Raw genomic sequence first — 24,962 nt, 5'->3', positions numbered from 1 at the left:
GTGGCTTTTTTTATTTAGTAAAGTATCTTTATCGATTTCTCCAGAAGAAAGGCATCAACAAAATTAACACCGTAAAAAGTTCCAATCGTCCTATTAACATTAAAAACGATGCCCACCATTTTCCTAACGATGGTAAAGCAGCATAATTATTAACAGGCCCAAAATCGCCTAATGCTGGTCCAACATTACCTAAACTAGAAGCCGCCAAACCAACCGAAGATTTAAAGTCTATACCAAGCATAGAAAACACTAAAGCTCCAACAATAAAAGACAACATATAAAGAATAAAAAAGCCTTGAATATTAAATACAATATCTCCAGAGATAGACCGCTTATTGTAACGCAAGGGCAAAATTGCATTAGGATGAAGCGACCTTTTAAACTCTAAGAATCCATTTTCTATAAGAATTAGATGCCGTATCACTTTAACACCGCCCGAGGTACTTCCTGCCGAACCACCAAGAAACATCAAACCAAAGAAAAACACCACTAAAAAGGGCGACCAAAGGGTATAATCAGCTGTTACAAATCCTGTTGTAGTAACTATAGCTAACACTTGAAATAAGGCGTGCCTAAAAGCGCTTTCGGCTTCTCCCCAAACCATTGGGTGAATAATAGACGATTTTGACACATCGGCTTGAAAGTAGATAATTAAAGCTGCTATAATTGTAAACGCTGCGATAAACTTAAAATAAAGTTTAAACTCGCCATCATGCAATACCTTTTGAACCTTCCCTTTAAAAGCAAAATAACTTAACACAAAGTTAGTCCCGGCTAAAAACATGAAAATTATAATAATATATTGAATAATAGGCTGATTATTCCAATAAGCAACACTAGCATTTTTCGTTGAAAACCCTCCGGTTGACAACGTACAAAGTGCATGGTTAATAGCATCGAAAAAAGACATTCCAGCAACCTTAAGCAAAATAGTTTCGGCTGCGGTATACCCAAAATAAATTAGCCACAAACGCTTAGCGGTATCGGTTATTCTTGGATGAAGTTTATCGGCATTAGGCCCAGGAGCTTCAGCCGCAAACATTTGCATACCACCAATACCCAATAACGGCAATACAGCAATAGCTAATACAATAATACCCATACCACCTATCCAATGGGTTAAACTACGCCAAAATAAAATACCTTCTGGCATTGCTTCTATATCATTTAAAATAGATGCGCCTGTTGTGGTGTATCCAGACATGGTTTCAAAAAAAGCATTCGTAAAACTTGGAATAGCGCCAGAAAACACATAGGGTAACGTTCCTGAAAGCGACATAATAATCCAACCAAGACCTACAACAATGTAACCCTCGCGTTTGTTCATTTCTTTTTTATGGCTCTTGGTATAAAACATAACTAACAAGCCTGTTAGTATAGTTAAACCAGCTGCTTCAAAAATTCCAATGGTAGCACCATCTTTATAAATTAAGCTCACTAAAGAAGCTAATAGCATAAAACCGCCATTAAATAACAATAGCAACCCAAAAAAATGAAAGATAATTTTGTAATTAAGCTTCATTTACAAAAACATTTTTTCAACTTGTTTGATAGATCTAGGCAAACAACATACCACAACCATATCGCCTTCGGTGACTTTAAAATCGCCAAGAGCAATATGGGCTTGACCATCTCTTATAACACCACCTACAATGGCAGAACGCGGAAAGCCAGCATCTTTTATATATTTATTACAAACTTTTGATGTTGATTTTACTTTGAATTCCAACAACTCGGCATTCATATTATTTAGCTTAGTCATAGCTACAACTTCGCCTTTTCTTATGTATCTAAATATATTATTGGCTGCAAGAAGCTTCTTATTAATTAGCGTATCAATACCTATGGATTGCGACAATTCAAAATAATCCATATTCTCTACTAGGGCAATAGTTTTCCTTACACCTTTAGATTTTGCTACTAAGCAAGACATAATATTGGTTTCAGAGTTTTCTGTAACTGCAATAAAAGCATCCATATCGCTAATATGCTCCTCTTCTAGAAGATCTACATTCCTACCGTCACCATTAATAACAAGCGTATCTGGCAGTTGATCTGCCAACTCTATAGCATGCTCTCTATCCTTTTCTACAAGTTTTATATTGGAGTATGTTTTACTTAAATCTCGTGCCGATTTATACCCTATTTGGCTTCCGCCAAGAATCATAATATTTTTCACTTCGCGATTAACTTTTCCTGTCATTCGGCAAAGTTCTTCGGCACCACCTTCACTAGTAATAAAAACCACGCTATCGCCTTCTTTAAATTGCGTATCGCCACGAGGAATTATAGTGTATTGCGTACCAAAACGCTGAATAGCTATAGGGACAAAATGTATTTCTGGTAAAATTTCGGCAGCTTCTTTAACAGTTTTCCCAACAAATGTTGCTGTTCTAGATAAATTTAGTCCAAACATAGTTAAAGCGCCATCTTCAAACTCATAACTATCATTAAATGCAGATTGGTTTAGTAATAATTCTATTTCGGCAGCGGCTAGAGCCTCGGGAGAAATAAGTTCATCTATCCCAAATTTAGTAAAGCCTACTTCGTCTTTATGACGAATAAACTCTGTATTAGATATTCTTGCTATGGTACGTTTTGCGCCTAATTGCTTTCCTAAAACACAAGCTGTAATATTGGTTGTTTCGGATGCTGTAACACCAATAAATAAATCGGTACTTTCTATACGGGCATCTTTTAATATGGCAATCGAGGTGGCATCACCTTTAATAACTTTAATATCTAAGTGGGTATCAGCATATGCTAAACTTTCTTTGTTAACATCTATTAAAGTAATTTCTTGTGATTCGTAGGATAATAATTTTGCTAAATGAAATCCAACTTCACCAGCTCCAGCAATAATTATTTTCATTATCTGTATTATGTATATGGAAGAACAAATATACAGCAAAAATAGTTGAGTGATAAAAAATTACAATATATAATTATTGGTCAAGCCTTTGTAAAATGGTTGCTTAATAGTTTATATTTGACAAAATTTTTAAATCTTGGCAAAAGTAAAACCATATAAAGATAGTGACCTAAAGAAAAAAGAGCAAGTCACTAAAATGTTTGATAATATTTCTAGCGGTTACGATAGTTTAAATCGTGTTATTTCCTTTGGAATTGATATAAAATGGCGTAAACGTGTGGTAACTATGATTGAACAAACCAATCCAGAATCTATTTTAGACATTGCAACAGGAACTGGCGATTTGGCCATAAACTTAGCGCAAACCAATGCTAAAAAAATTGTTGGTTTAGATATAAGCCAAGGCATGCTTGACATTGGAAAGAAAAAAGTTGTCGAAAAAAAATTAGACCAAACCATTGAAATGGTTTTGGGCGATTCTGAAAACCTCCCTTTTGAAAACAACACTTTCGATGCTATTACAGTTGCTTTTGGCGTTCGAAATTTTGAAGACCTAGAAAAAGGGCTTTCAGAAATTTTACGCGTGTTAAAACCTGGCGGAACCTTTGTTATTCTAGAAACGTCTATCCCAACAAAAACACCTTTTAAACAAGGCTACAACATCTACACCAAACACATTATGCCTTTAATAGGCAAACTGTTTTCTAAAGATAAAAGTGCTTATAAATATTTAAGCGATTCGGCATCAGCATTTCCTTATGGCGAAGCCTTAAACAATATTTTACGAAAAATTGGGTTTATACAGGTTGAAGACTTCCCACAAACTCTTGGGGTCGCAACAATTTATAAATCATCAAAAAAGTAATATGAAGAAGAGTCTTTATTGTCTTGTTTTTTTTCTGATAACGCAAGTGGCTTCGGCACAACTTTTTAGCAAAGAACGCATAAGAAATCTTGATAATTTTGATAAAAAGTTTTTAAGCTACGGATACTTTTTAGGGTTTAATAGTTACGATTTTAATTTTGACTATAAATTTGACCGTAAAGATATTTTGGTCAATAAAACCACCGGTTTTAATGTTGGATTAATTGGTAATATGCGTATTAACAACTATATGGATATTAGACTAGAACCAGGCCTTTACATGACCACTCGTAATTTAGAATATCATCCAAGTTATTTTCAAGGCATGGAATACACCGATTCCGACTTAAAACGCGAGATTAAATCAACATATATTCATGTTCCGCTTCTATTAAAGCTATCTACCAAACGATTAAACAATTTTAAACCATTTATTGTTGGTGGTATTTCTACGGCCATAAATTTATCGAGTAACGAAAAAAATCCAGACGATAATAGTAATGGAAAATTTAGAACAAAATCTAATATGTATTTTTACGAAATTGGCTTTGGTATCGATTTCTACTTATACTGGTTTAAATTTACACCATCTATTAGAGGGGTTTTTGCTATAAACGATGAAGTTGTGAGAGATTACGATCCTAACAGCCCTTGGACAGGAAACATAGAGTCCATGAAAACTCGTGGCGTCTTTATCAACTTTACGTTCCAGTAGAACGCTTAAACTCACTTAACAATATTGCTGTTGCAGTAGCCACATTTAAACTTTCGGTTTTTTGCATATCACCAAATCGAGGAATGGCTATTTTTTTGGTTATATGCTGTTTAACCGCATCTGAAATACCATTACCTTCATTACCCATTACCAGAACACCTTGCTCTGGTAATTGTTGACTGTAAACAGGTTTACCTTCCATGAAGGCTCCAAACACATCAACGTCTACATCACTTAAAAAATCGTGTAACGAACTATACACAATATTTACCCTTGTAATAGACCCCATGGTGGCTTGTATTACTTTTGGGTTAAAACAATCTACGGTAGTCTCACTACAAACTAAATGTGTTACACCAAACCAATCGCACAGTCTAATAATCGTGCCTAAATTTCCGGGGTCTTGAACATCGTCTAATGCCACTATTAACGTATTTAGATCAACCGATTGTTGTTCTGGCATTACAAAAACAGCTAATGCCTTGTTAGGCGATTTTAAAGCGCTTATTTTTTTTAATTCAGGAAAAGAGATCATGGTTTCAAGATTGGCATCAATATTGAAGGACTCTGTAGTATATAAATGATACAACTCGAAATTAGAGTTTAATAGCTCCGTAATGGTTTTTACGCCTTCGGCAATAAATAGGCCATGTTGCTGGCGGTATTTTTTTTGCTTTAAACGTCTAACGAATTTTATTTGATTTTTAGATAACATTAAAACGTGTTTCAATAATTTTTCGGCTAAATAGTGTATTTTTGATTTTAACTATACATTAAGCCACAAAGCTAATATTACTAGTATTTGAAATTATTTTTTTCAAAAATAGCATTAATTATTTTCTGTTTGGGAGTTTTGTTTTCATGTAACTCGGTAAAACGCGTTCCTGAAGGTAAAAAACTGCTTGTTAAAAACACCATTCTTGTAAATGGCGAGAAAAACAAAACCGAACGTATAAACAACCTACTCTATCAGCAAAAAAATAGAGAGCTACTTGGTATTACTCCACTTCGGCTTCACATATACAATCTGGCAAGACCTAATATTGATTCTATTATAAATGCGGGAATAGATGCCAAACCTAAAAAACGGCAACATTTAGAAAACTTCTTATCAAAAAAACAATTAGACAAATATATAGACTCTAGAATAGGGTTTAATAACTGGTTAAAAAAAACTGGCGAAGCACCAACTATAATCAATGAGGAAAAAACAAAAAAATCAGAAAACCAACTAAAAGCTTATTACTTTAATAATGGCTGGTTTAATGTTGAAGCTTCTTCTGAAGTGACACAAATTAGCGATAAAAAAGCCGAAATAACTTATAATGTCACCACAGGAAAACCTTATATTGTAGATTCTTTAAGTCTTGATATTGCATCGCCTGTTATCGACTCGTTATATCAAACAGAAATAACCAATTCTCATATTGTTCAAGGAAAACAATACGAAACCACCGATTTTGAAACTGAAAAAAACAGGATTACTTACCAAATGAGAAATTCTGGCGTGTATCACTTCTCCGAAGATTATGTGTTTTTTGAAATGGATACGGTATACACCAATAATAAGGTTAATGTAGAATTACAAATTTCTAATAGAAAAATCACCTCTTTAGACTCCTCTTACACACTACCTTTACACATTTACAAAGTCAAAGACGTTAATATTTACACCGATTACTCTTATCAAAATCAAGCGCAACAAATCTCAGACACAGTACAGTATAAAAACTATAATTTATACAGTTTTAACAAAATGCGGTTTAAACCTAAAGCCTTAACCGATGCTGTATTTATTGCTCCTAATAAAATTTATCAAGACAAAGACCGTGGAAATTCCTACAGACATTTAAGTGATTTAAAAACCTTTAGTTACCCCGATATAGAATATATCGAGAACCCAGACACGACATTAACTGCAAACATCTATTTAACGCCTAAAAAAAGGTTTGCATTAAACTTAAGCGCCGAAGCTTACCAAAGTAACATACAAACCGTGGGGTTTTCTTTTAATCCAGGATTACTCATTAGAAATGTATTTCGTGGCGCCGAAACACTTGAGATTTCTGCACTAGGATCCATTGGAGCCTCCAAAGATGCTGGTGATAACAGAGATCGTTTTTTTGATATTAACGAGTTAGGGGCCAATTTAAAACTCACCATTCCAAGATTATTTTTCCCTTTCAATACCGAAAAAATAATCCCTAAAACCATGTTTCCTAGCACACGCATATCCCTATCAACTACTAGTCAAACAAATATTGGTTTAGACAAACAAACATTTTCTGGGGTGTTTAATTATAAATGGCACCCATCAAACATTGTTACCAATAGATTGGATTTATTTAATGTACAATATGTAAAAAACTTAAACCCAAATAATTATTTTGGAGTTTACGGTAATTCCTATAACTCCTTAAATGATATTGCCTCTAGTATTAACTATAATAACGGTAACGATTTAACCTATCCTTCACAAACAGATGCTTTTATAAATGATGTTTTAAACGGAAACACGTCCATAACAGCAAACGACGATGATTATGACACCGTTTCTGCCATTAACGAAAGAAAAGAACGACTTACCGAGGACAACCTTATTTTTGCAACCAACTTTAATTATGTAAGAGACAATCGTGAAACACTTTACGATGAAACCTTTTCTATCTTTAGATTTAAAATTGAATTTGCAGGAAACCTCTTCTCTACTATTGCTAGTTTAAGTGGGCTAGATAAAAACTCTAATGATCGCTATGAAATGTTTAACGTCGCCTATTCGCAATATGCTAAAACGGAACTTGACTATGTTAAACACTGGGATTTAGGCAAAAAAAATGTCGTTGCTATTAGAAGCTTTTTTGGCTTTGCTATTCCTTATGGCAACTCCACGAACATCCCATTCTCAAAAAGTTTTTTTGCTGGAGGTGCCAACGACAATAGAGCTTGGACAGCTTATAGTTTAGGGCCTGGAAGTTCAGAATCTAACAACGAGTTTAATGAAGCAAACCTAAAAATTGCATTAAGTGCCGAACAGCGTTTTAATATTTTTGGCAGTTTTCATGGTGCCTTATTTATAGATGCCGGGAATATTTGGAATGCTTTAGATGATGTTGAAGACGACAATGCCACACTAGATAGTTTTAACTCTTTAAAAGACATTGCTATTGGTTCAGGTATGGGGTTTCGGTATGATTTTGGCCCAGTACTCTTCCGTTTCGATATAGGTTTTAAAACCTACGACCCTTCCTACTTAGATCAAAATCGTTGGTTTAACGATTACAATTTTCAAAATGCCGTTTATAATATTGGTATAAATTACCCTTTTTAAGCCATATTATTTTACTACTTTTGTTAATTAAAAACAAATAAAATATAACATGGCACATAATATTAAACCAGGAGTTGCAACAGGCAAAGAAGTTCAAAATATCTTTAATCATGCTAAAGAGAATGGGTATGCTTTACCTGCGGTAAATGTGATAGGCTCTAGCTCGATTAATGGCGTTTTAGAAACTGCAGCAGCTTTAAATGCCCCAGTTATCATTCAATTCTCAAATGGTGGTGCTCAATTTAATGCGGGTAAAGGACTAAGTAACGACAACCAACAAGCAGCAATTGCTGGTTCTGTTGCTGGCGCAAAACACGTTCATCAAATGGCAGAACTTTATGGTGTTCCTGTTATTTTACATACCGACCATTGCGCTAAGAAATTACTTCCTTGGATTGACGGTTTATTAGATGCTAGCGAAACCCATTTTAAAGAAACCGGAAAACCACTTTACAGTTCTCATATGATTGATTTAAGTGAAGAACCACTTGAAGAAAACATAGACATCTGTAAAACCTACCTTGAAAGAATGAGTAAAATGGGGATGACTCTAGAAATAGAGCTTGGTATTACAGGAGGTGAAGAAGATGGCGTTGACAATACCGATGTAGATGATTCTAAACTTTACACCCAACCCGAAGAAGTGGCTTATGCTTACGAAGAATTAAGTAAAGTAAGCGACCAATTTACTATTGCAGCTGCTTTTGGTAACGTTCATGGTGTTTACAAACCAGGAAACGTGAAATTAACACCAAAAATCTTAAAAAACTCTCAAGAATATATTACTAAAAAATACGGTGTAGAACACAACCACATCGACTTTGTCTTCCATGGTGGCTCAGGATCTACGGTAGAAGAAATTAGAGAAGCTATAGGTTATGGTGTTATTAAAATGAATATCGACACCGATATGCAATACGCTTTTATGACCGGTGTAAGAGATTATATGAGCGATAAGGCAGACTACCTTAAAACACAAATTGGCAACCCAGAAGGTAGCGATGTACCTAATAAAAAATATTACGACCCAAGAGTTTGGCTTCGTAAAGGAGAAGATGCTTTTGTTGAAAGACTAAAAAAAGCCTTCGAAGACCTTAATAATGTAAATACTTTATAACTTTGCATGTTACAACTAACAAACTTTAATTAAAATTATTTTTTAATGTCTTGGTTTAAAAGAAAAGAAAAAAACATTCAAACAAGCACCGAGGAGAAAAAAGACACTCCTAAGGGACTTTGGTATAAATCGCCTACAGGAAAAATAGTCGACACCAAAGAGCTTGAACAGAATTTCTACGTTAGCCCTGAAGATGGCTACCATGTTAGAATAGGAAGCAAAGAATATTTCGAAATACTTTTTGATGACAACAAATACAAAGAATTAGATACGAAATTAGAATCTAAAGACCCTTTAAAATTTGTTGACACAAAAAAATACCCTGACAGATTAAAAGCAGCTCAAGAAAAAACAAAACTTAAAGACGCTGTAAGAACTGCTGTAGGAAAATCCAAAGGCAATAACTTAGTTGTTGCATGTATGGATTTCACCTTTATTGGAGGCTCTATGGGAAGTGTTGTAGGCGAAAAAATTGCTCGTGCTGCCGATTATGCTCTAAAAAAGAAAATACCATTCATGATTATTTCAAAATCTGGCGGGGCACGTATGATGGAAGCTGCATTATCCTTAATGCAATTGGCCAAAACCTCAGCAAAATTGGCTCAATTAGCCGAAGCTAAAGTGCCTTACATTTCGCTATGTACCGATCCTACCACAGGAGGAACTACAGCTTCCTTTGCTATGTTAGGTGACATTAACATTAGCGAACCTGGTGCTTTAATTGGGTTTGCTGGGCCACGTGTGGTACGAGATACTACAGGACAAGAACTCCCTGAAGGATTTCAAACCTCAGAATTTTTACTAGAACACGGGTTTTTAGACTTTATAACACACCGTAAAGACTTAAAAGATAAGGTTAATCTGTATATCGATTTAATATCAAATCAACCTCTAAGAGAATAACTATAAAAAAGCAATCAAATTAAAATGATTGCTTTTTTTTATATCTAAGTTCCCATGACATAAAGAGTATTTAAATAATTATACCTATATTTGCCGCTTGAAAGAAAATCTTTCATAACTACTCAAGTAACATTGAGTAATACATAACAATCATTTACAATAATATTAGAATGTATTTAACAAAAGAGAAAAAAGCAGAAATCTTCGAAAAGTACGGTAAAGGAAAAAACGATACCGGTTCAACCGAAGGACAAATTGCCTTGTTTACCCACAGAATTAATCACTTAACAGGACACTTAAAAAACAATCAAAAAGATTTTAATACCGAGCGTTCGTTAGTAAAATTAGTAGGTAAGCGTAGATCCTTACTGGATTACTTAGCTAAGAAAGATATTGTAAGATATCGTGAGTTAATTCAGGAATTAGGAATTAGAAAATAACATTTAAGAGGCTTCGCGGCCTCTTTTTTGATTATATACGTCTTTTAAATAAAGACCATAAACTAAAAAGCTGTACTATAGTTTTTCATTGGTAAACACAACAACTACAACAACACAACGCCAATGTTTAACCAAGTTCAGACTAGCATTTAGCCTGAATAAGAATTAATAATTTTATGATTCCACAAACTTTTAAAGAGGTAATAACCCTCGACGATGGAAGAGAAATTTCTATCGAAACCGGAAAATTGGCTAAACAAGCCCATGGTTCGGTTGTTGTGCAAATGGGTAACGCCATGTTGCTTTGTACCGTAGTATCTAACTACACGGCTGCAGATGTTGATTTTTTACCCTTAACAGTAGATTATCGCGAAAAATTTGCTGCTGCAGGACGCTATCCTGGCGGATTTTTTAAACGTGAAGCCAGACCAAGCGATGACGAAGTATTAACCATGCGTTTAGTAGACAGAGTACTACGTCCATTATTCCCAAAAGACTATCACTCCGAAACACAAGTCATGATTCAATTAATGTCTCACGACGAGAATGTGATGCCTGATGCCTTAGCTGGATTAGCTGCTTCTACTGCTATTCAATTAAGCGATATTCCGTTTGAAACACCAATTTCTGAAGTTCGTGTAGCACGTGTAAATGGCGAATTCATCATTAACCCTAGTCGCGCACAATTAGACGAAGCAGATATCGATATGATGGTAGGTGCTTCTGCCGATTCTGTGATGATGGTTGAAGGTGAAATGGAGGAAATTTCGGAAGAAGAAATGGCCGATGCTATCAAGTTTGCTCATGAAGCCATTAAAGTACAATGCGACGCCCAAGTAAAATTGGCCGAAGCTTTCGGTAAAAAAGACACGCGTGAATACGAGCCAGAAGTAGAAGATGAAACTATCGAGAAAAAAGTTTACGATGCTGCTTACCAAAAATGCTACGATATTGCTAAAGCAGGATCGTCTAAGCAAGAACGTGGCTTAGCATTTAGCGAAGTTAAAGACGAGGTTAAAGCCTTATTTACCGAAGAAGAACAAGAAGCCTACGGTAAATTAATTTCTAAATACTTTGGAAAAGTCCATAAAGAAGCGGTAAGAAACTTAACACTAGATGAAGGCATTCGTTTAGATGGTCGTAAAACAACCGATATTCGCCCTATTTGGTGTGAAGTGGATTACTTACCATCAACACACGGATCGTCTATTTTTACAAGAGGAGAAACACAAGCTTTAGCTACAGTAACGTTAGGAACGTCTAGAGAAGCTAATGTAATTGATTTACCAACATATCAAGGCGAAGAGACCTTTTATTTACACTATAACTTCCCACCATTTTCAACTGGAGAAGCGAGACCTATTAGAGGCACATCGCGTCGAGAAGTTGGTCACGGTAACTTAGCACAACGTGCGTTAAAGAAGATGGTACCTGCCGATTGCCCTTACACTGTAAGAGTCGTATCAGAAGTTTTAGAAAGTAACGGATCATCGTCTATGGCTACCGTTTGCGCGGGTACAATGGCCTTAATGGATGCTGGTGTTCAGCTTAAAAAGCCCGTGTCTGGTATTGCTATGGGATTAATTTCCGACGGTGAACGTTATGCGGTATTAAGCGATATTCTTGGTGATGAAGATCACCTAGGAGATATGGATTTTAAAGTAACTGGAACTGAAGATGGTATCACAGCATGCCAAATGGATATTAAAATTAAAGGGCTTAGCTACGAAATTTTAGTAAAAGCGTTAAAACAAGCGCGCGATGGCCGTATGCATATCCTAGGTAAATTAACAGATACTATTCAAACACCTAATACGTCTGTTAAACCACATGCCCCTAAAATGGTGACAACAACCATTCCTGGCGATTTAATTGGTGCCTTTATTGGCCCAGGTGGTAAAAACATTCAAGAGTTACAAAAAAACACCGAAACCACTATCGTTATTAACGAAGATGAAGAAAACGAAACAGGCGTTGTTGAAATTTTAGGAACCAGTCAAGAAGGTATCGATGCTGTTTTAGCTAAAATTGATGCTATGACGTTTAAACCTGAAAAAGGAAGCGTTTACGAAATGAAGGTGGTTAAAATCCTTGATTTTGGTGCCGTATTAGAATTTGTTGAAGCTCCTGGAAACGAGCAATTATTACATATTTCTGAAATGGCTTGGGAACGTACAAATAACGTAACCGATGTGATGAATCTAGGTGATCTTGTAGACGTAAAGTACTTTGGTTTTGACCCAAGAACAAAACGTGAAAAAATCTCAAGAAAAGCCTTATTGCCTAAACCTGAAGGTTACCAAAGCAAACCTAAAGGAAATCATAAAGGCGGCGGTAATAAAGACTACAAAAAAGATAAAGAATAGTCAATTTCTTATTATATAATTACGAAAGCCTTAACACAACTGTTAAGGCTTTTTTTATGCACTCCCCTATTTTGTCACCGACATAATGACAGTTTTTAGCAACGCTAGAATTTAACATTCTTCAAGAAAACCTCTGTTTCTCTTCCAACATCATATGATAAAGAGGAAAAACATTTCAATATCATAATTTTTTAAATCCGTAATATCATTTGGCACTATCGCACAATCCTTGTGGCTATATATAGCAAATAACATTGAAAATCAATATTTTAAAAACAAAACATGAAAGTACTTGTAATTGGAGCAGGAAACATGGGATTAACATATTCCGAAGGAATGTCACAATCACCACTTTTAGGAAAACACAACCTAAAAATTTATGATACTGATCCAAATAAAATTTCAACACTTAGAGAAAATCCCAATTTTGACGTTTACGAAAGCTTGGAAGATTGCCTTCCAAAAGCCGATATCGTTTTTATAGCTGTAAAGCCCTATCATAGCGAAAGTTTGTTTGAAGACATGAAACCTATGATAAACCAACAACAAATATTTGTATCTTTAATGGCCGGTGTAACTATTGATACCATACAAGACCAATTAGGTGCCAAAAAAGTGATTAGAACCATGCCAAACCTACCAGCAAAAGTAGGTAAAGGTGTGACTTCGTATACCGAGTCTGAAGCTGTGTCTAGAGTAGAGCTTCTAATGGCAAGAAATTTATTAGATACCACAGGAACCTCTATTCATGTAGACACCGAAAAATACATCGATGCCTCTACAGGTATTTCGGGTAGTGGGCCAGCCTACGTATTTTACTTTATGCAATCTATGCTAGAAGCCGCACAAAAAATGGGCTTCTCAGACTACGATTCTAAAGTCCTTGTTAGTAATACGTTTGAAGGTGCTATCGAACTATTTAATCAATCTAATATTTCGCCAGAAAGTTGGATTAATCGTGTAGCGTCTAAAGGCGGTACCACACAAGCAGCTATAGACTCTATGGAAGATAATAATGTAAAGCAACTTATTCAAGAGGCTGCTTATGCCGCCTTTGATCGCGCTGTAGAACTAGGAAACGACAAATAAGATGAAAGACGATATAAAACGTATTGTTGTAAAAGTGGGCACCAATGTGTTAACTAATAAAGACAATAGAATATTAGGCCCTGTTTTAAGAGAACTTGTTAGACAAATAGCGGTACTTTACGAACGCGATGTTATGGTTATCCTCGTATCTTCTGGATCGGCTATTGCTGGAAAAGAAGTCTTAGGAAAAACCAAAATAAAAGACAAATCAATTAGACGCCAAGTCTATTCGGCCATTGGGCAACCAAGAATGATGCGACACTATTACAGTATCTTTCACGATTACGGTATGCGTTGCGCTCAAGTATTAGCCACAAAACGCGATTTCGATCCAGGCAAACACCGCCAAAACATGGTGAATTGTTACGAAGGTTTACTATCGGAAGGCGTTATTCCTATTGCCAATGAAGATGATGCCGTATCTTTAACCATGTCTATGTTTTCTGATAACGACGAGCTCGCCAGTCTTGTTGCCGAGTTGCTTGACGCCGATAGATTGATTATCTTATCAGATACCGATGGCCTTTATACAGGACATCCAGACGATGATAACTCTAAAAAACTTGACGAAGTTAAAGTCGATGAAAACGTTGAAAAATACGTCAAAGCCTCTAATAAAAAAGAAGGCGAAGGTCGTGGTGGTATGGCCTCTAAATTAAAAATTGCCAAAGGTACTGCCAAAAAAGACATCCCTACCTATATCGCCAACGGAAAACGTGAAAATGTTATTGTAGACATTGTTGACGATAAAGAGGTAGGCACAAAATTTATTCATTAAAAAAATAATACAACTATGAAACTTTTAAGTTCAGATATAAAAAACAACGTGCTTCAATCCATGATTACCATCTTGGATAGAGAACGCCAAAATATTATCGCCGCCAACAAAAAAGATCTCGATGCGTTTAATCGAGACGATCAAGCGTTATATGACCGACTAGTTGTTAACGAAGCAAAAGTTGATGGTATGATTCAAGCCGTAAAAGAAGTTATGGCTCAGGACGACCCTGTGGGACAGACTATTTCCGATATGACCTTGGATAGCGGATTACAAATCACCAACAAAACGGCCCCTTTTGGTACGATTTTAATTATTTACGAATCTAGACCAGATGTGACTATCGAAGCGGCTGTATTAGCCTTTAAAGCCAACAATAAAATTTTATTAAAAGGCGGTAAAGAAGCCATTAACAGCAACTTAATTTTAGAACAATGTTGGCATGAAGCCTTAGAGAGCAACGGGCTTTCTAAAGACTGGATTAGACTATTACACTTAAAACGCGAAGAAACTCAAGAATTCTTAAGAAACCCATCGGAACCACTAGATTTAATAGTGCCTCGTGGTGGCGAACGCCTAATTAAATTTGTTAAAGATCATGCCTCTTGTGCTGTTCTTGTTAGTGGTCGTGGTAATAACTTCCTATATGTTTCGGAAGATGCCAATTGGGAAAAAGCTGTTAAAGTAATCGTGAATGCTAAAACCGATAAAATCTCAGGCTGTAATGCGTTAGATAAAGTGTTAATTAATAAAAACATCCCGAATTACGACGCTAAACTCAAAGAGCTTCAAGAGGTTCTACACACTGTTAACGTGACCATTGTAACCGATGATAAGGTCGGTAATATATTATCTGATGAAACCACGATTGACAATGAAGATACTTGGTACGAAGAGTTTTTAGCCTTAAAAATTGTAATTGCCGAAGTGGCGTCAACAGACGAGGCGATTGCTATGATTAACAAATATTCAGGCGGACACTCTGCAGCCATTATAACCGAAAACAAAGATACTGCCGCTATATTCATGGAGCAAATAGATAGTGCAGCAGTGTATCATAATGCCTCTACCCGATTTACAGATGGTGGACAAATGGGTGTTGGTGCCGAACTCGCTATTAGCACCGATAAATTACACCATCGTGGACCATTAGGCTTAAAGCAATTAGTTACCAACAAATACTATGTGTTTGGCGATGGCCACGTGAGAGTTTAAAACACACCATTAAAGCACACATTATCAAGCTGCAATGTAATATTGCAGCTTTTTTTTTGCTGTTTTGTAACATTTACGCGGCTATTTACGTATAACTATAAGTACACCATTATATAACTTATTTACAGCACCTTTTATTTAAATGAGACAACTTAAAATTACGAAGCAGGTTACTAACAGAGAAACAGCTTCTTTAGACAAATATTTACAAGAAATAGGAAAAGTTGACCTAATTACTGCCGATGAAGAGGTGGAATTAGCGCAACGTATTAAAGCTGGCGACCAAATCGCTTTAGAAAAATTAACCAAAGCTAACTTACGTTTCGTGGTATCTGTTGCTAAGCAATACCAAAACCAAGGGCTTACCTTACCCGATTTAATTAACGAAGGTAACTTAGGCTTAATTAAAGCGGCACAACGTTTCGATGAAACACGTGGTTTTAAATTTATATCGTATGCCGTTTGGTGGATTCGTCAATCTATTCTACAAGCGTTAGCCGAGCAATCGCGTATTGTACGTTTACCCTTAAACAAAATTGGGTCTATAAACAAAATAAACAAAACCTTTGCTTTTCTTGAACAATCTCACGAACGCCCTCCAAGCGCCGAAGAAATTGCTAAGGAACTTGATATGACCATTAACGACGTAAAAGAGTCTATGAAAAACTCTGGCCGTCATGTTAGTATGGATGCACCGCTTGTTGAAGGGGAAGACTCTAATTTATACGACGTATTAAATAGTGGGGAATCGCCAAACCCAGATAAAGAGTTATTACATGAGTCGTTACGCACAGAAATTGAACGCGCGTTAGAAACGCTTACACCGCGTGAAGCCGATGTGATTCGTCTGTATTTTGGTCTTGGTAATCAACACCCCATGACTCTAGAAGAAATAGGCGAAACCTTTGATTTAACCCGTGAGCGTGTCCGTCAAATTAAGGAAAAAGCTATTAGACGTTTAAAACACACCTCAAGAAGTAAAATATTAAAAACCTACTTAGGTTAGGATTTTTAAAAAATAACCTTATATTACAAGCACAACAGTTACAAAACATAACTGTTCGTTTTTTGATTGATGAAAGAACCCTCGGAGTGATGACCGAGGGTTCATTTTTTTACGCTATTTTTGCAAAAAACAACACACTCATGAATTCTAAATTAATAGCTCCATCTATTCTTGCAGCAGACTTTGCTAACCTGCAACGCGATATCGACATGGTTAACCAAAGTGAAGCCGATTGGTTTCATATTGATATTATGGACGGTGTTTTTGTTCCTAATATCTCTTTTGGTATGCCTGTTTTAAAAGCCATTTCAAAACACGCCCATAAAACCATTGATGTCCATTTAATGATTGTTGATCCCGATCGCTACATTAAAACATTTGCCGAATTAGGGAGTAACATCCTCACTGTTCACTACGAATCTTGCACACATTTACACCGAACCCTTCAAGCCATAAAAGCGGAAGGCATGAAAGCTGGCGTAGCTATAAACCCGCATACAAACGTGGCCCTGTTAGAAGATACGATTACCGATATTGATTTGGTTTGTATTATGAGTGTTAACCCAGGTTTTGGCGGACAACAATTTATTGAAAACACCTATAACAAAATCACACAACTTAAAGCCCTTATTGATAGGAAAGGTGCTTCCACACAAATAGAAATTGATGGTGGCGTGACCAACAAAAACGCCAAGGCTTTAGTTGATGCTGGCGCCGATGTATTAGTCGCTGGAAGCTATGTGTTTAAAAGTGATAACCCAAAAGACACTATTGCTCATTTAAAATCTTTAGTTAATAGTTAATATTTTTTCACTTAATTAAAAGTGCTTTAGCATATACTTAATAAGATCTGTTGTTGTTACAATACCTACAATAGTGCGTTCTTGTAATACAGGAAGGGCATGAAATTCTCTCATGGCTAAAATTTCAGCGACTTCTTTAATGGTTGCTGTTGGTGGCACACTTATAAGCTTTTTAGCCATAACTTGCTCTATAGTAAACATATTGTAAACTAAAGATTCGACCGTATTATCGTCTTCGTTTACAGCATCAGCAAAACTTATACGTAGTAAATCGGTATAACTTAACATGCCTACAATATCTTTACCGTTTACCACAGGGATATGACGAATATTATGGGTTTTAAAAAGGAGCTCGGCTGTTTCTAAGTCGTCTGTCGTTTTTAATGTTATGACTTTTTTGGTCATAATATCTGAAATAGGTGCATGTATTTTCATGGGTATGGCTTTTTTAATTCTTCATTAAAATTAGCCTTATACACGCTATTAAAGTATGATAAAAGTCATGTTGGTTAAATTTAATACCCTGCAAAATTAAAGTTGAGCATTTGTTTTGTTTTGTTGTAAAGTTGCGGGAATTGGCTTCTAAACTCACTCGGTGTTTCTATAAAATGCTCGATAACAACAGCCATAAATTCATACTGATTTGTATACGCATAACCTCTTAAATAACTAGATTCAATCAGGTCTTGTTTTAGCGTTTCATTATTAATAAGCAAGGTAACCAACTCATTAAAAGATTTTAAAAACAATGCGCCATTAATATCCTGATATTTTATACTGTTCATATGAATAGCATGTGCAAATTCATGTACACCTAAGTTTAAATTGTCATTAGAAACATCTATTCCTAAGACGAAATCTTCCCAAGACAACACTACTGTTTTAAGTTTTGGATTAAACTCGCCTTTGTGTAAGCTGTTATTGGTATTAGAATAAAATGCCGCAGGATATACTAAAATAGTATCAACCATTCCTATTAAAAAGTTTCGAAATCCAAAAGTTAGCATCACTGCTGTTGCTGAGATAAGCACTTTAACTTCTTCGGTAATTTCCATATCCTGTCTTCCCACAAAAGACTTTTCATTCATAAAAAGGGCTAAGCGATGCCTAAAATATTGTCGCTTTTTGGGTGACAATCGCTTATAAAAATGACTTTTAGACACCAATATTTGTTCTTGTTTTGATGTTATCGTTTTAGGTCTAAGATACAGGTGTGTATAAATAGGCTTCTTTTTAAATAGCGCATACCCCATTTCTATATACCGAAATAGAAAGCGCCCTAAAAACCCACCTATAGCAACTATGAAAAGGACACCTATAATATTATCGTAAACGGTATTTTGTTTTATAAGAAAAAATGGGTTCATAGAGACTAATGTAGGTTGCCTGCTAAAATAACAAAAGCAAGTGAGAATTTCACTTGCCTTTATTATTTGTGACCACGGAAGGACTCGAACCCTCAACCCTCAGAGCCGAAATCTGATATTCTATCCAGTTGAACTACGTGGCCAAAACAATTATTTATTGAGAAAGCTTTTGCTTTACAATCGTAGAGATGGTTTTTCCATCGGCTTGTCCTGCTAATTGCTTACTAACAATACCCATAACCTTACCCATGTCTTTCATGCCGTCGGCATTGGTATCGTTTATAACCATTACCACCACTTTTTCAATTTCTTCCTCAGATAGTGCTTCTGGTAAGAATTGCGAAATAATGTCGGCTTCTTCCAATTCTGGCTTGGCTAAATCTTCTCTGTTTTGTTCTATATAAACTGCGGCACTATCTTTTCTTTGCTTAACTAGTTTTTGCAACAATTTTAATTCTTGCTCTTCTGTTAAGTCTTCTTTAGCTCCGGTTTCTGTTTGTGCTAATAATATTGCCGATTTAACCGACCTTAATGCTGCTAAGGCTGTTTGGTCTTTAGCTTTCATGGCTGCTTTCATGGCAGTCATCACATCTTGTTGTAAACTCATATTACCTAAATTTTAATCTTTTGCGAAGATAACAAAGAAAACCCGAACTTACATGACATAAGACTCGGGTTTTCGAGAAGCTTAAACACTAAACTTAATCGCTATTAATTAATCTACATTATCATGTAAAAAAGAGTTATTGCTTCTTAGTTGAATATCGTCATTATCATCTGAACTGATACTTGTTTTTGATATTGAATTAGTTTCAGAAGAATGCTTGGCTTCGTCTAAATTAACACCTTGACGTTTATATGCTGGCACTTTTTCTATGTCATCAATTTTAGAGTTATTGAATTTATAGTTGAAGTCTTTCATTTTACGTCTTCGCTCTGCAGCACGTTCTTTTAGCAAGTCTGAAATAGGTGCATTTATAGGATCTACATCTTCTTCGGCTGTTTCTTCAGCTTCTGTTGCAACAACTTTCTTTTCAAATACGATGTCTTCGTTTGCTTCTTCAACTTTATGTGTCGTTTTGGAAGCTGGTTTTTCTGTTTTTTGACTGTTATTTAACGTTGACTCATACTCCATGTAATCATCTAAAGCATATCTTTTTTCACCTTCATCATTAGTCTCTGTAATAGGGATGAGTTCTACATGATCTTTTACAGGTAATTTTTTAATATTCTCGTCTAATTCATGAACCACAAAATCTTCATCCGTAGCTTTAGGCGCTTCATTACTTTCGTTGCTTATTGGCATATCGAAAGTTAATGTAAATTGCTGTTCTTCTTCTGAATCTTCTTCTATAGACTCTTCAGGTGTTACCGATGTGATATTGAACTCTTCATCTACAGTTTCATTTACAGTAACTTGTTCATAATTTACTGGAATGTTTTTTATGGCATTTGTAGTCTCAACAATCTCTGATGGTGGCGTTTCATTTACAGGTGGTTCTGTATCGTTAAGCTCGTCTAAATCTAAGGTATGTTTAACTATTGGTTCTTCCTTTTTTTCCAGCTCGATATTGGGTGTAATGATAGCTGGGTTTTTCTCGCGCTTGCTTAAATCCTGTTCTAAAGGTTTATCATCTTCTAAAGCATGAATGACTTTTTTAACCTCGGTATTAGAAATTTCGTCTTGCTGATCGACATCAAACCCAGTAGCTATAATAGTTACAGCTACAGACTCCTCTAAAGCTTCGTCTTCACCAACTCCCATAATAATATTAGCACCATGACCCGCTTCTTCTTGAATATGGTCGTTAATTTCACCTATTTCATCAATAGTGATTTCTTGAGCACCAGATACGATAAGCAACAATACATTCTTGGCTCCAGTAATTTTATTATCGTTAAGTAACGGCGAATCTAGCGCTTTTCTAATGGCTTCTTGGGCTCTATTTTGACCAGATGCAGCTGCAGATCCCATAATGGCTGTTCCACTGTTACTTAACACCGTTTTCGCATCGCGCAAGTCAATGTTTTGCGTGTAGTGATGTGTAATAACCTCGGCAATTCCTCGAGCAGCTGTAGATAACACTTCATCGGCTTTTGAGAAGCCTGCTTTAAATCCTAAATTACCATATACCTCACGAAGCTTGTTGTTGTTTATAACCACTAAAGAGTCTACCACTTCACGAAGTTTCTCTACCCCTTGTTGGGCTTGTTTATTTCTGGTTTTTCCTTCGAATTGGAATGGCATGGTTACAATACCTACTGTTAAAACGTCTAAATCTTTAGCCATTTTAGCAATCACTGGTGCTGCCCCGGTACCTGTACCACCACCCATACCAGCTGTAATAAATACCATTTTTGTATTGGTATCTAGCATATGCTGAATATCTTCTATACTCTCTACGGCGGCCTGTTCGCCAATTTCTGGATTGGCACCTGCTCCTAACCCTTCGGTTAAATTAACCCCTAATTGAATTTTATTAGGCACGCCACTATTCTGTAGGGCTTGGGCATCGGTATTACAGATGACAAAATCGACACCTCTAATTCCTAATTGAAACATATGATTGATAGCGTTGCTTCCGCCACCACCTACACCAATCACTTTAATGACATTGGATTGGTTTTTGGGTAAATCAAATGAAATGTTGTTCTCGAATTCGTTGTTGCTACTCATGAATTTCGGTTTTTAATTACTCTGCGTTATCTAAAAAATCTTTTACTCGTTCTGTTAATTTATCCAGAAAAGAACGTCTTTCTGGTTTTGGTTGATTGATGTGCTCGTCTTGAGGCATGTCTTCTTCACTTTCAGCATTATCGTCCTCATCAATCGGTTGTTGTTGTGCCGCTGCTTCTTCTGCTTTTTTACGTTCGTGTCGTTTAAGACCATCCATAACCAAACCTACTGCAGTGGCATAAAGCGGGCTCGTTACTTCGTCGTCGCTGTTGCCTGCTAAATGTTCATTAGGAAAGCCAACTCTGGTATCCATTCCTGTAATGTACTCTACCAATTGCTTTAAATGCTTTAATTGGCTTCCACCTCCTGTTAACACAATACCTGCAATAAGTTTTTTCTTTTGCTCTTCATGACCGTAATTTTTAATTTCAACATATACTTGCTCTATAATCTCAACTACGCGCGCATGAATAATTTTTGACAGGTTTTTTAAGGTGATTTCTTTAGGTTCTCGACCTCTTAATCCTGGTATAGATACTATTTCGTTGTCTTTATTTTCTCCTGGCCAAGCGGAGCCAAATTTTATTTTTAATAATTCGGCTTGTTTTTCTATGATAGAACAACCTTCTTTAATGTCTTCGGTAATCACGTTACCCCCAAAAGGAATTACCGCCGTGTGGCGTATAATACCATCTTTAAAAACTGCTAAATCGGTGGTTCCGCCTCCTATATCTATTAAAGCAACTCCAGCTTCTTTTTCTTCTTGACTTAATACAGCATTGGCCGATGCTAAAGGTTCTAGTGTAATTCCTTCTAGGTTTAGGCCAGAGCTTTTTACACATCTTCCTATATTTCTAATAGAAGATACTTGCCCAACAACCACATGGAAATTGGCTTCTAATCTGCCGCCATACATCCCAATAGGTTCTTTTATTTCGGCTTGTCCATCTACTTTATATTCTTGTGGTAGTACATGAATGATTTCTTCGCCTGGCAACATCACTAGTTTATGTACCTGATTGATTAACCGAACAATGTCTTCCTCATCTATAACCGTTTCGGAGTCTGGGCGTGTTATATAATCGCTGTGCTGCAGACTACGAATATGCTGTCCTGCAATACCAACGGTAACCTCTTCTATTTTATGGTCTGAACTGGCTTCTGCTTCTTGAACAGCAGCTTGAATAGATTGTATGGTTTGTGTTATGTTATTAACTACCCCACGATGAACCCCTAGACTTTTAGAACGTCCTATGCCTAAAATTTCAACTTTTCCATATTCGTTCTTACGCCCAATCATGGCCACTATTTTTGTGGTTCCTATGTCTAATCCTATTGCTATATTATTTTCCATGGTTTACGCTTTAGTACATACAACCTGACTATCAAACTTAAGGTTGACCGTTTTGTAATCGTTAAGTATATTATCTTTTAAGCCTTTTTTATAAAACGCTTTTAAGTTGTTAATTTTCTTTTCTAAATTGTTTAAACCGCCTAATTGCACGGTAAAATCATAGCCTCGTAATTGTAAAAACAAATCGTTATTTTTTGTTTGATGTATTTGAATAACATTCTTTTTTAAAAACACATCAGTGTTTACTTTCTGGGCTATTTTATAAATGTTGTTTAAGTTGTTTCTATCTATTTTTCCTGTTACAAGCGGCACTCTAGCAGAATGATAGGAAGACAAAGGCATGTAACTTCCCTGATCATCGATATAATATGATGTTTTTGCTAACACTCTTGCAATAGGTTTTTTTTGCTCAACCTCAGCCGTAAGCACTCCATTTACAGATAAATAGACTTCGGCTGATTTTATCATCTCATTGGAATTCAGGGCAGTTTCCAATTTATTCAAATCTAAAGCTTCTTTAGATGTGTTTTTAACCCCTTTATAATTTTGTATTAACAATTTACTAACAGTCTGGGCGGCGATGTACAGGTTTTCGCCTCCTTTAAATTTCACCTGTGGTTCCCCAACTATTCTAGCTGTATTTCTGTGTGCAGAAAACGCATAGAGAAACACTACTACAATGAGTAGAAAAATTAGCTTTATGTAATTAAAATTAGCCCGCAAGTTCTAGACCTTTTTTTACGTGTTCAACTTCTGCTCCAATATCGCCAGCTCCAACAGTTAAAACTACCGAAGCTTTTGTTTTAAGCACTTCTTCAACTATATTTTTCTTTGTTATCAGTTTTTTGTTTGGGTTTGAAATTTTATCCAACAACCATTTTGAATCTACACCTTGTATAGGCTCTTCTCTCGCAGGGTAAATATCCAATAGAAAAACCTCATCGAAAAGGCTTAAACTTTCGGCAAATTCATTAACAAAATCTCGAGTTCTGCTAAATAAATGTGGCTGAAAAACAATCACATTTTTTTGCTTAGGAAACATTTCAGTTACCGCCTGATAAACCGCTTTTATTTCTTCTGGATGGTGCGCATAATCATCTACATACACCAAATTATTGGTTTTTATATGGTATGTAAAACGTCTTTTAACCCCTTTGTATGATGCTAAAGCTTTGGCGAGCTGCTGGTGAGGGCAACCGTATTCTACAGCCATCGCCAAGGCTATTAAAGCATTAGACAAATTGTGTCTACCCGGTAGGTTAAATTTAATATTGTTAATTGTTGTTTTAGGCGTTTTTACATCAAACACATAACTCCCTTGTTCTATTGTTATATTTTGAATTGTATAATCTGATTCGTCTTCAATACCATAGGTAATTCCTTTAATAGTCAACCCATTTTTAACAAATAGCTTACCGTCTTCTTTTACTTTGCTCGCAAAGTCTTTAAACGACTCAGATAACGCTTCCGAATTACCATAAATATCCAGGTGATCGGCATCCATAGAAGTTATACAGGCTAAATTGGGCGACAATGTTAAAAAGGAACGATCAAACTCATCAGCTTCCACTACCGTTACTTCGGTACCATTTGTTATGTAATTAGATTGATAATTCTCGCTAAAGCCACCTAAAAAAGCAGTAAGCGGCACATTACAACTGTAAAGTAAGTGTGCTAAAATACTTGTCGTCGTGGTTTTACCATGTGTTCCTGCCACAGCAAAACAAAACGTATTTTGCGTTATAAGGCCCAAAACTTGAGACCGTTTCATTACTTGATACTCTTGATTAATAAAGTAATTTAGCTCGGTATGCGTTTTAGGTATTGCAGGCGTATATACGATTAACGTTGTTGCTTTGTTTAAACTTTCTAGGTTCACTAAATCTAGGTTATCTTGAAAATGAATTTCTATCCCTAAATTGGTTAATCCCTTGGTGATTTCGGTTGGCGTTTTATCGTACCCAGATACCTGTTTATTATTGGCATGAAAATATCTTGCCAAGGCACTCATTCCCACGCCGCCAATACCAATAAAGTAAACGCTATGTATCTGGTTAATATTCATAC

Annotated in this window: 22 protein-coding genes and 1 tRNA gene; 12 read left to right on the top strand and 11 right to left on the bottom strand. The window is 35.9% G+C overall.

Going from position 1 to position 24,962, the window contains the following annotated elements:
* Window positions 1–28 precede the first annotated feature (28 nt).
* Window positions 29–1,522: a TrkH family potassium uptake protein gene (locus EJA19_RS03625; RefSeq protein ID WP_125466970.1), complete on the bottom strand. Its 1,494-nt coding sequence runs from the start codon at window positions 1,520–1,522 to the stop codon at window positions 29–31.
* Window positions 1,523–2,872, bottom strand: coding sequence for a Trk system potassium transporter TrkA (gene trkA, locus EJA19_RS03620; RefSeq protein WP_125466969.1), 1,350 nt, complete (start codon window positions 2,870–2,872; stop codon window positions 1,523–1,525).
* A 136-nt stretch (window positions 2,873–3,008) separates the two neighbouring features.
* On the opposite strand from trkA, the gene ubiE reads away from it, so the two are divergent.
* Together ubiE and porT are read left to right on the top strand one after the other, a co-directional pair.
* The gene (gene ubiE / locus EJA19_RS03615; RefSeq protein ID WP_125466968.1) at window positions 3,009–3,737 is read left to right on the top strand and encodes a bifunctional demethylmenaquinone methyltransferase/2-methoxy-6-polyprenyl-1,4-benzoquinol methylase UbiE; all 729 of its coding nucleotides are present in this window, start codon (window positions 3,009–3,011) and stop codon (window positions 3,735–3,737) included.
* Between the two features lies 1 nt (window position 3,738).
* Window positions 3,739–4,452 (top strand): type IX secretion/gliding motility protein PorT/SprT, encoded by a 714-nt coding sequence (porT, locus tag EJA19_RS03610; RefSeq protein WP_125466967.1) that lies wholly within the window; start codon window positions 3,739–3,741, stop codon window positions 4,450–4,452.
* On the opposite strand, the gene EJA19_RS03605 is transcribed toward porT, so the two are convergent.
* Window positions 4,439–5,167 carry a TrmH family RNA methyltransferase gene (locus EJA19_RS03605; RefSeq protein WP_125466966.1) on the bottom strand — a complete coding sequence of 243 codons (729 nt, stop codon included), beginning with the start codon at window positions 5,165–5,167 and terminating at the stop codon, window positions 4,439–4,441. The genes porT and EJA19_RS03605 overlap by 14 nt on opposite strands.
* An 87-nt stretch (window positions 5,168–5,254) precedes the next feature.
* On the opposite strand from EJA19_RS03605, the gene tamL reads away from it, so the two are divergent.
* The 10 genes from tamL (at window position 5,255) to rpe (ending at window position 17,497) form a co-directional block, all read left to right on the top strand.
* Entirely contained in the window at window positions 5,255–7,780 is a 2,526-nt protein-coding gene (tamL, locus tag EJA19_RS03600; RefSeq protein ID WP_125466965.1) for a translocation and assembly module lipoprotein TamL, read from the top strand.
* A gap of 49 nt (window positions 7,781–7,829) precedes the next feature.
* A complete protein-coding gene (gene fbaA, locus EJA19_RS03595; protein ID WP_125466964.1) occupies window positions 7,830–8,897 on the top strand; it encodes a class II fructose-bisphosphate aldolase in 1,068 nt (355 codons plus the stop codon).
* A gap of 45 nt (window positions 8,898–8,942) precedes the next feature.
* On the top strand, window positions 8,943–9,800 hold the full coding sequence (accD, locus tag EJA19_RS03590) for an acetyl-CoA carboxylase, carboxyltransferase subunit beta (protein ID WP_125466963.1): 858 nt from the start codon (window positions 8,943–8,945) through the stop codon (window positions 9,798–9,800).
* 170 nt (window positions 9,801–9,970) lie between these two features.
* The gene (gene rpsO / locus EJA19_RS03585) at window positions 9,971–10,240 is read left to right on the top strand and encodes a 30S ribosomal protein S15 (protein WP_125466962.1); all 270 of its coding nucleotides are present in this window, start codon (window positions 9,971–9,973) and stop codon (window positions 10,238–10,240) included.
* 176 nt (window positions 10,241–10,416) lie between these two features.
* Window positions 10,417–12,606, top strand: coding sequence for a polyribonucleotide nucleotidyltransferase (locus EJA19_RS03580; RefSeq protein WP_125466961.1), 2,190 nt, complete (start codon window positions 10,417–10,419; stop codon window positions 12,604–12,606).
* Between the two features lie 282 nt (window positions 12,607–12,888).
* On the top strand, window positions 12,889–13,695 hold the full coding sequence (gene proC, locus EJA19_RS03575; protein ID WP_125466960.1) for a pyrroline-5-carboxylate reductase: 807 nt from the start codon (window positions 12,889–12,891) through the stop codon (window positions 13,693–13,695).
* 1 nt (window position 13,696) lies between these two features.
* Window positions 13,697–14,473, top strand: a complete 777-nt coding sequence (gene proB, locus EJA19_RS03570; RefSeq protein WP_125466959.1) for a glutamate 5-kinase — start codon at window positions 13,697–13,699, stop codon at window positions 14,471–14,473.
* A gap of 15 nt (window positions 14,474–14,488) precedes the next feature.
* Complete coding sequence (locus EJA19_RS03565; protein ID WP_125466958.1) at window positions 14,489–15,688, top strand: glutamate-5-semialdehyde dehydrogenase; 1,200 nt, start codon at window positions 14,489–14,491, stop codon at window positions 15,686–15,688.
* A gap of 142 nt (window positions 15,689–15,830) precedes the next feature.
* The gene (locus EJA19_RS03560; RefSeq protein WP_019387909.1) at window positions 15,831–16,694 is read left to right on the top strand and encodes a sigma-70 family RNA polymerase sigma factor; all 864 of its coding nucleotides are present in this window, start codon (window positions 15,831–15,833) and stop codon (window positions 16,692–16,694) included.
* 140 nt (window positions 16,695–16,834) lie between these two features.
* Window positions 16,835–17,497 carry a ribulose-phosphate 3-epimerase gene (gene rpe / locus EJA19_RS03555; RefSeq protein ID WP_125466957.1) on the top strand — a complete coding sequence of 221 codons (663 nt, stop codon included), beginning with the start codon at window positions 16,835–16,837 and terminating at the stop codon, window positions 17,495–17,497.
* A gap of 15 nt (window positions 17,498–17,512) precedes the next feature.
* On the opposite strand, the gene EJA19_RS03550 is transcribed toward rpe, so the two are convergent.
* The 8 genes from EJA19_RS03550 to murC form a co-directional block, all read right to left on the bottom strand.
* Window positions 17,513–17,932: a CBS domain-containing protein gene (locus tag EJA19_RS03550; protein ID WP_125466956.1), complete on the bottom strand. Its 420-nt coding sequence runs from the start codon at window positions 17,930–17,932 to the stop codon at window positions 17,513–17,515.
* Between the two features lie 80 nt (window positions 17,933–18,012).
* Entirely contained in the window at window positions 18,013–18,864 is an 852-nt protein-coding gene (locus EJA19_RS03545) for a zinc-dependent peptidase (protein WP_125466955.1), read from the bottom strand.
* A gap of 69 nt (window positions 18,865–18,933) precedes the next feature.
* A tRNA-Arg gene (locus EJA19_RS03540) sits at window positions 18,934–19,007 on the bottom strand.
* Window positions 19,008–19,018: 11 nt separating this feature from the next.
* Window positions 19,019–19,471: a GatB/YqeY domain-containing protein gene (locus EJA19_RS03535; protein WP_125466954.1), complete on the bottom strand. Its 453-nt coding sequence runs from the start codon at window positions 19,469–19,471 to the stop codon at window positions 19,019–19,021.
* Window positions 19,472–19,579: 108 nt separating this feature from the next.
* A complete protein-coding gene (gene ftsZ, locus EJA19_RS03530; RefSeq protein ID WP_125466953.1) occupies window positions 19,580–21,541 on the bottom strand; it encodes a cell division protein FtsZ in 1,962 nt (653 codons plus the stop codon).
* 16 nt (window positions 21,542–21,557) lie between these two features.
* Entirely contained in the window at window positions 21,558–22,895 is a 1,338-nt protein-coding gene (ftsA, locus tag EJA19_RS03525) for a cell division protein FtsA (RefSeq protein ID WP_125466952.1), read from the bottom strand.
* Between the two features lie 3 nt (window positions 22,896–22,898).
* Entirely contained in the window at window positions 22,899–23,507 is a 609-nt protein-coding gene (locus EJA19_RS03520; RefSeq protein ID WP_317124819.1) for a cell division protein FtsQ/DivIB, read from the bottom strand.
* Between the two features lie 100 nt (window positions 23,508–23,607).
* Window positions 23,608–24,960 (bottom strand): UDP-N-acetylmuramate--L-alanine ligase, encoded by a 1,353-nt coding sequence (murC, locus tag EJA19_RS03515; protein ID WP_125466950.1) that lies wholly within the window; start codon window positions 24,958–24,960, stop codon window positions 23,608–23,610.
* Window positions 24,961–24,962: the final 2 nt, after the last annotated feature.

This window comes from Mangrovimonas spongiae, from assembly GCF_003944795.1.
In the GTDB taxonomy this organism is placed as follows: Bacteria; Bacteroidota; Bacteroidia; order Flavobacteriales; family Flavobacteriaceae; genus Mangrovimonas; species Mangrovimonas spongiae.
Note: the sequence above shows the minus strand (reverse complement) of the source record. Positions and strands in the feature narration are given on the sequence as shown.

What these genes read in the sequence shown, in the direction of transcription:
- EJA19_RS03625 (WP_125466970.1), bottom strand. Translation starts at nt 1,522, where the DNA reads ATGAAGCTTAATTACAAAATTATCTTTCATTTTTTTGGGTTGCTATTG.
- trkA (WP_125466969.1), bottom strand. Translation starts at nt 2,872, where the DNA reads ATGAAAATAATTATTGCTGGAGCTGGTGAAGTTGGATTTCATTTAGCA.
- porT (WP_125466967.1), top strand. Translation starts at nt 3,739, where the DNA reads ATGAAGAAGAGTCTTTATTGTCTTGTTTTTTTTCTGATAACGCAAGTG.
- EJA19_RS03605 (WP_125466966.1), bottom strand. Translation starts at nt 5,167, where the DNA reads ATGTTATCTAAAAATCAAATAAAATTCGTTAGACGTTTAAAGCAAAAA.
- fbaA (WP_125466964.1), top strand. Translation starts at nt 7,830, where the DNA reads ATGGCACATAATATTAAACCAGGAGTTGCAACAGGCAAAGAAGTTCAA.
- accD (WP_125466963.1), top strand. Translation starts at nt 8,943, where the DNA reads ATGTCTTGGTTTAAAAGAAAAGAAAAAAACATTCAAACAAGCACCGAG.
- rpsO (WP_125466962.1), top strand. Translation starts at nt 9,971, where the DNA reads ATGTATTTAACAAAAGAGAAAAAAGCAGAAATCTTCGAAAAGTACGGT.
- EJA19_RS03580 (WP_125466961.1), top strand. Translation starts at nt 10,417, where the DNA reads ATGATTCCACAAACTTTTAAAGAGGTAATAACCCTCGACGATGGAAGA.
- proC (WP_125466960.1), top strand. Translation starts at nt 12,889, where the DNA reads ATGAAAGTACTTGTAATTGGAGCAGGAAACATGGGATTAACATATTCC.
- proB (WP_125466959.1), top strand. Translation starts at nt 13,697, where the DNA reads ATGAAAGACGATATAAAACGTATTGTTGTAAAAGTGGGCACCAATGTG.
- EJA19_RS03565 (WP_125466958.1), top strand. Translation starts at nt 14,489, where the DNA reads ATGAAACTTTTAAGTTCAGATATAAAAAACAACGTGCTTCAATCCATG.
- EJA19_RS03560 (WP_019387909.1), top strand. Translation starts at nt 15,831, where the DNA reads ATGAGACAACTTAAAATTACGAAGCAGGTTACTAACAGAGAAACAGCT.
- rpe (WP_125466957.1), top strand. Translation starts at nt 16,835, where the DNA reads ATGAATTCTAAATTAATAGCTCCATCTATTCTTGCAGCAGACTTTGCT.
- EJA19_RS03550 (WP_125466956.1), bottom strand. Translation starts at nt 17,932, where the DNA reads ATGAAAATACATGCACCTATTTCAGATATTATGACCAAAAAAGTCATA.
- EJA19_RS03545 (WP_125466955.1), bottom strand. Translation starts at nt 18,864, where the DNA reads ATGAACCCATTTTTTCTTATAAAACAAAATACCGTTTACGATAATATT.
- EJA19_RS03535 (WP_125466954.1), bottom strand. Translation starts at nt 19,471, where the DNA reads ATGAGTTTACAACAAGATGTGATGACTGCCATGAAAGCAGCCATGAAA.
- ftsZ (WP_125466953.1), bottom strand. Translation starts at nt 21,541, where the DNA reads ATGAGTAGCAACAACGAATTCGAGAACAACATTTCATTTGATTTACCC.
- ftsA (WP_125466952.1), bottom strand. Translation starts at nt 22,895, where the DNA reads ATGGAAAATAATATAGCAATAGGATTAGACATAGGAACCACAAAAATA.
- murC (WP_125466950.1), bottom strand. Translation starts at nt 24,960, where the DNA reads ATGAATATTAACCAGATACATAGCGTTTACTTTATTGGTATTGGCGGC.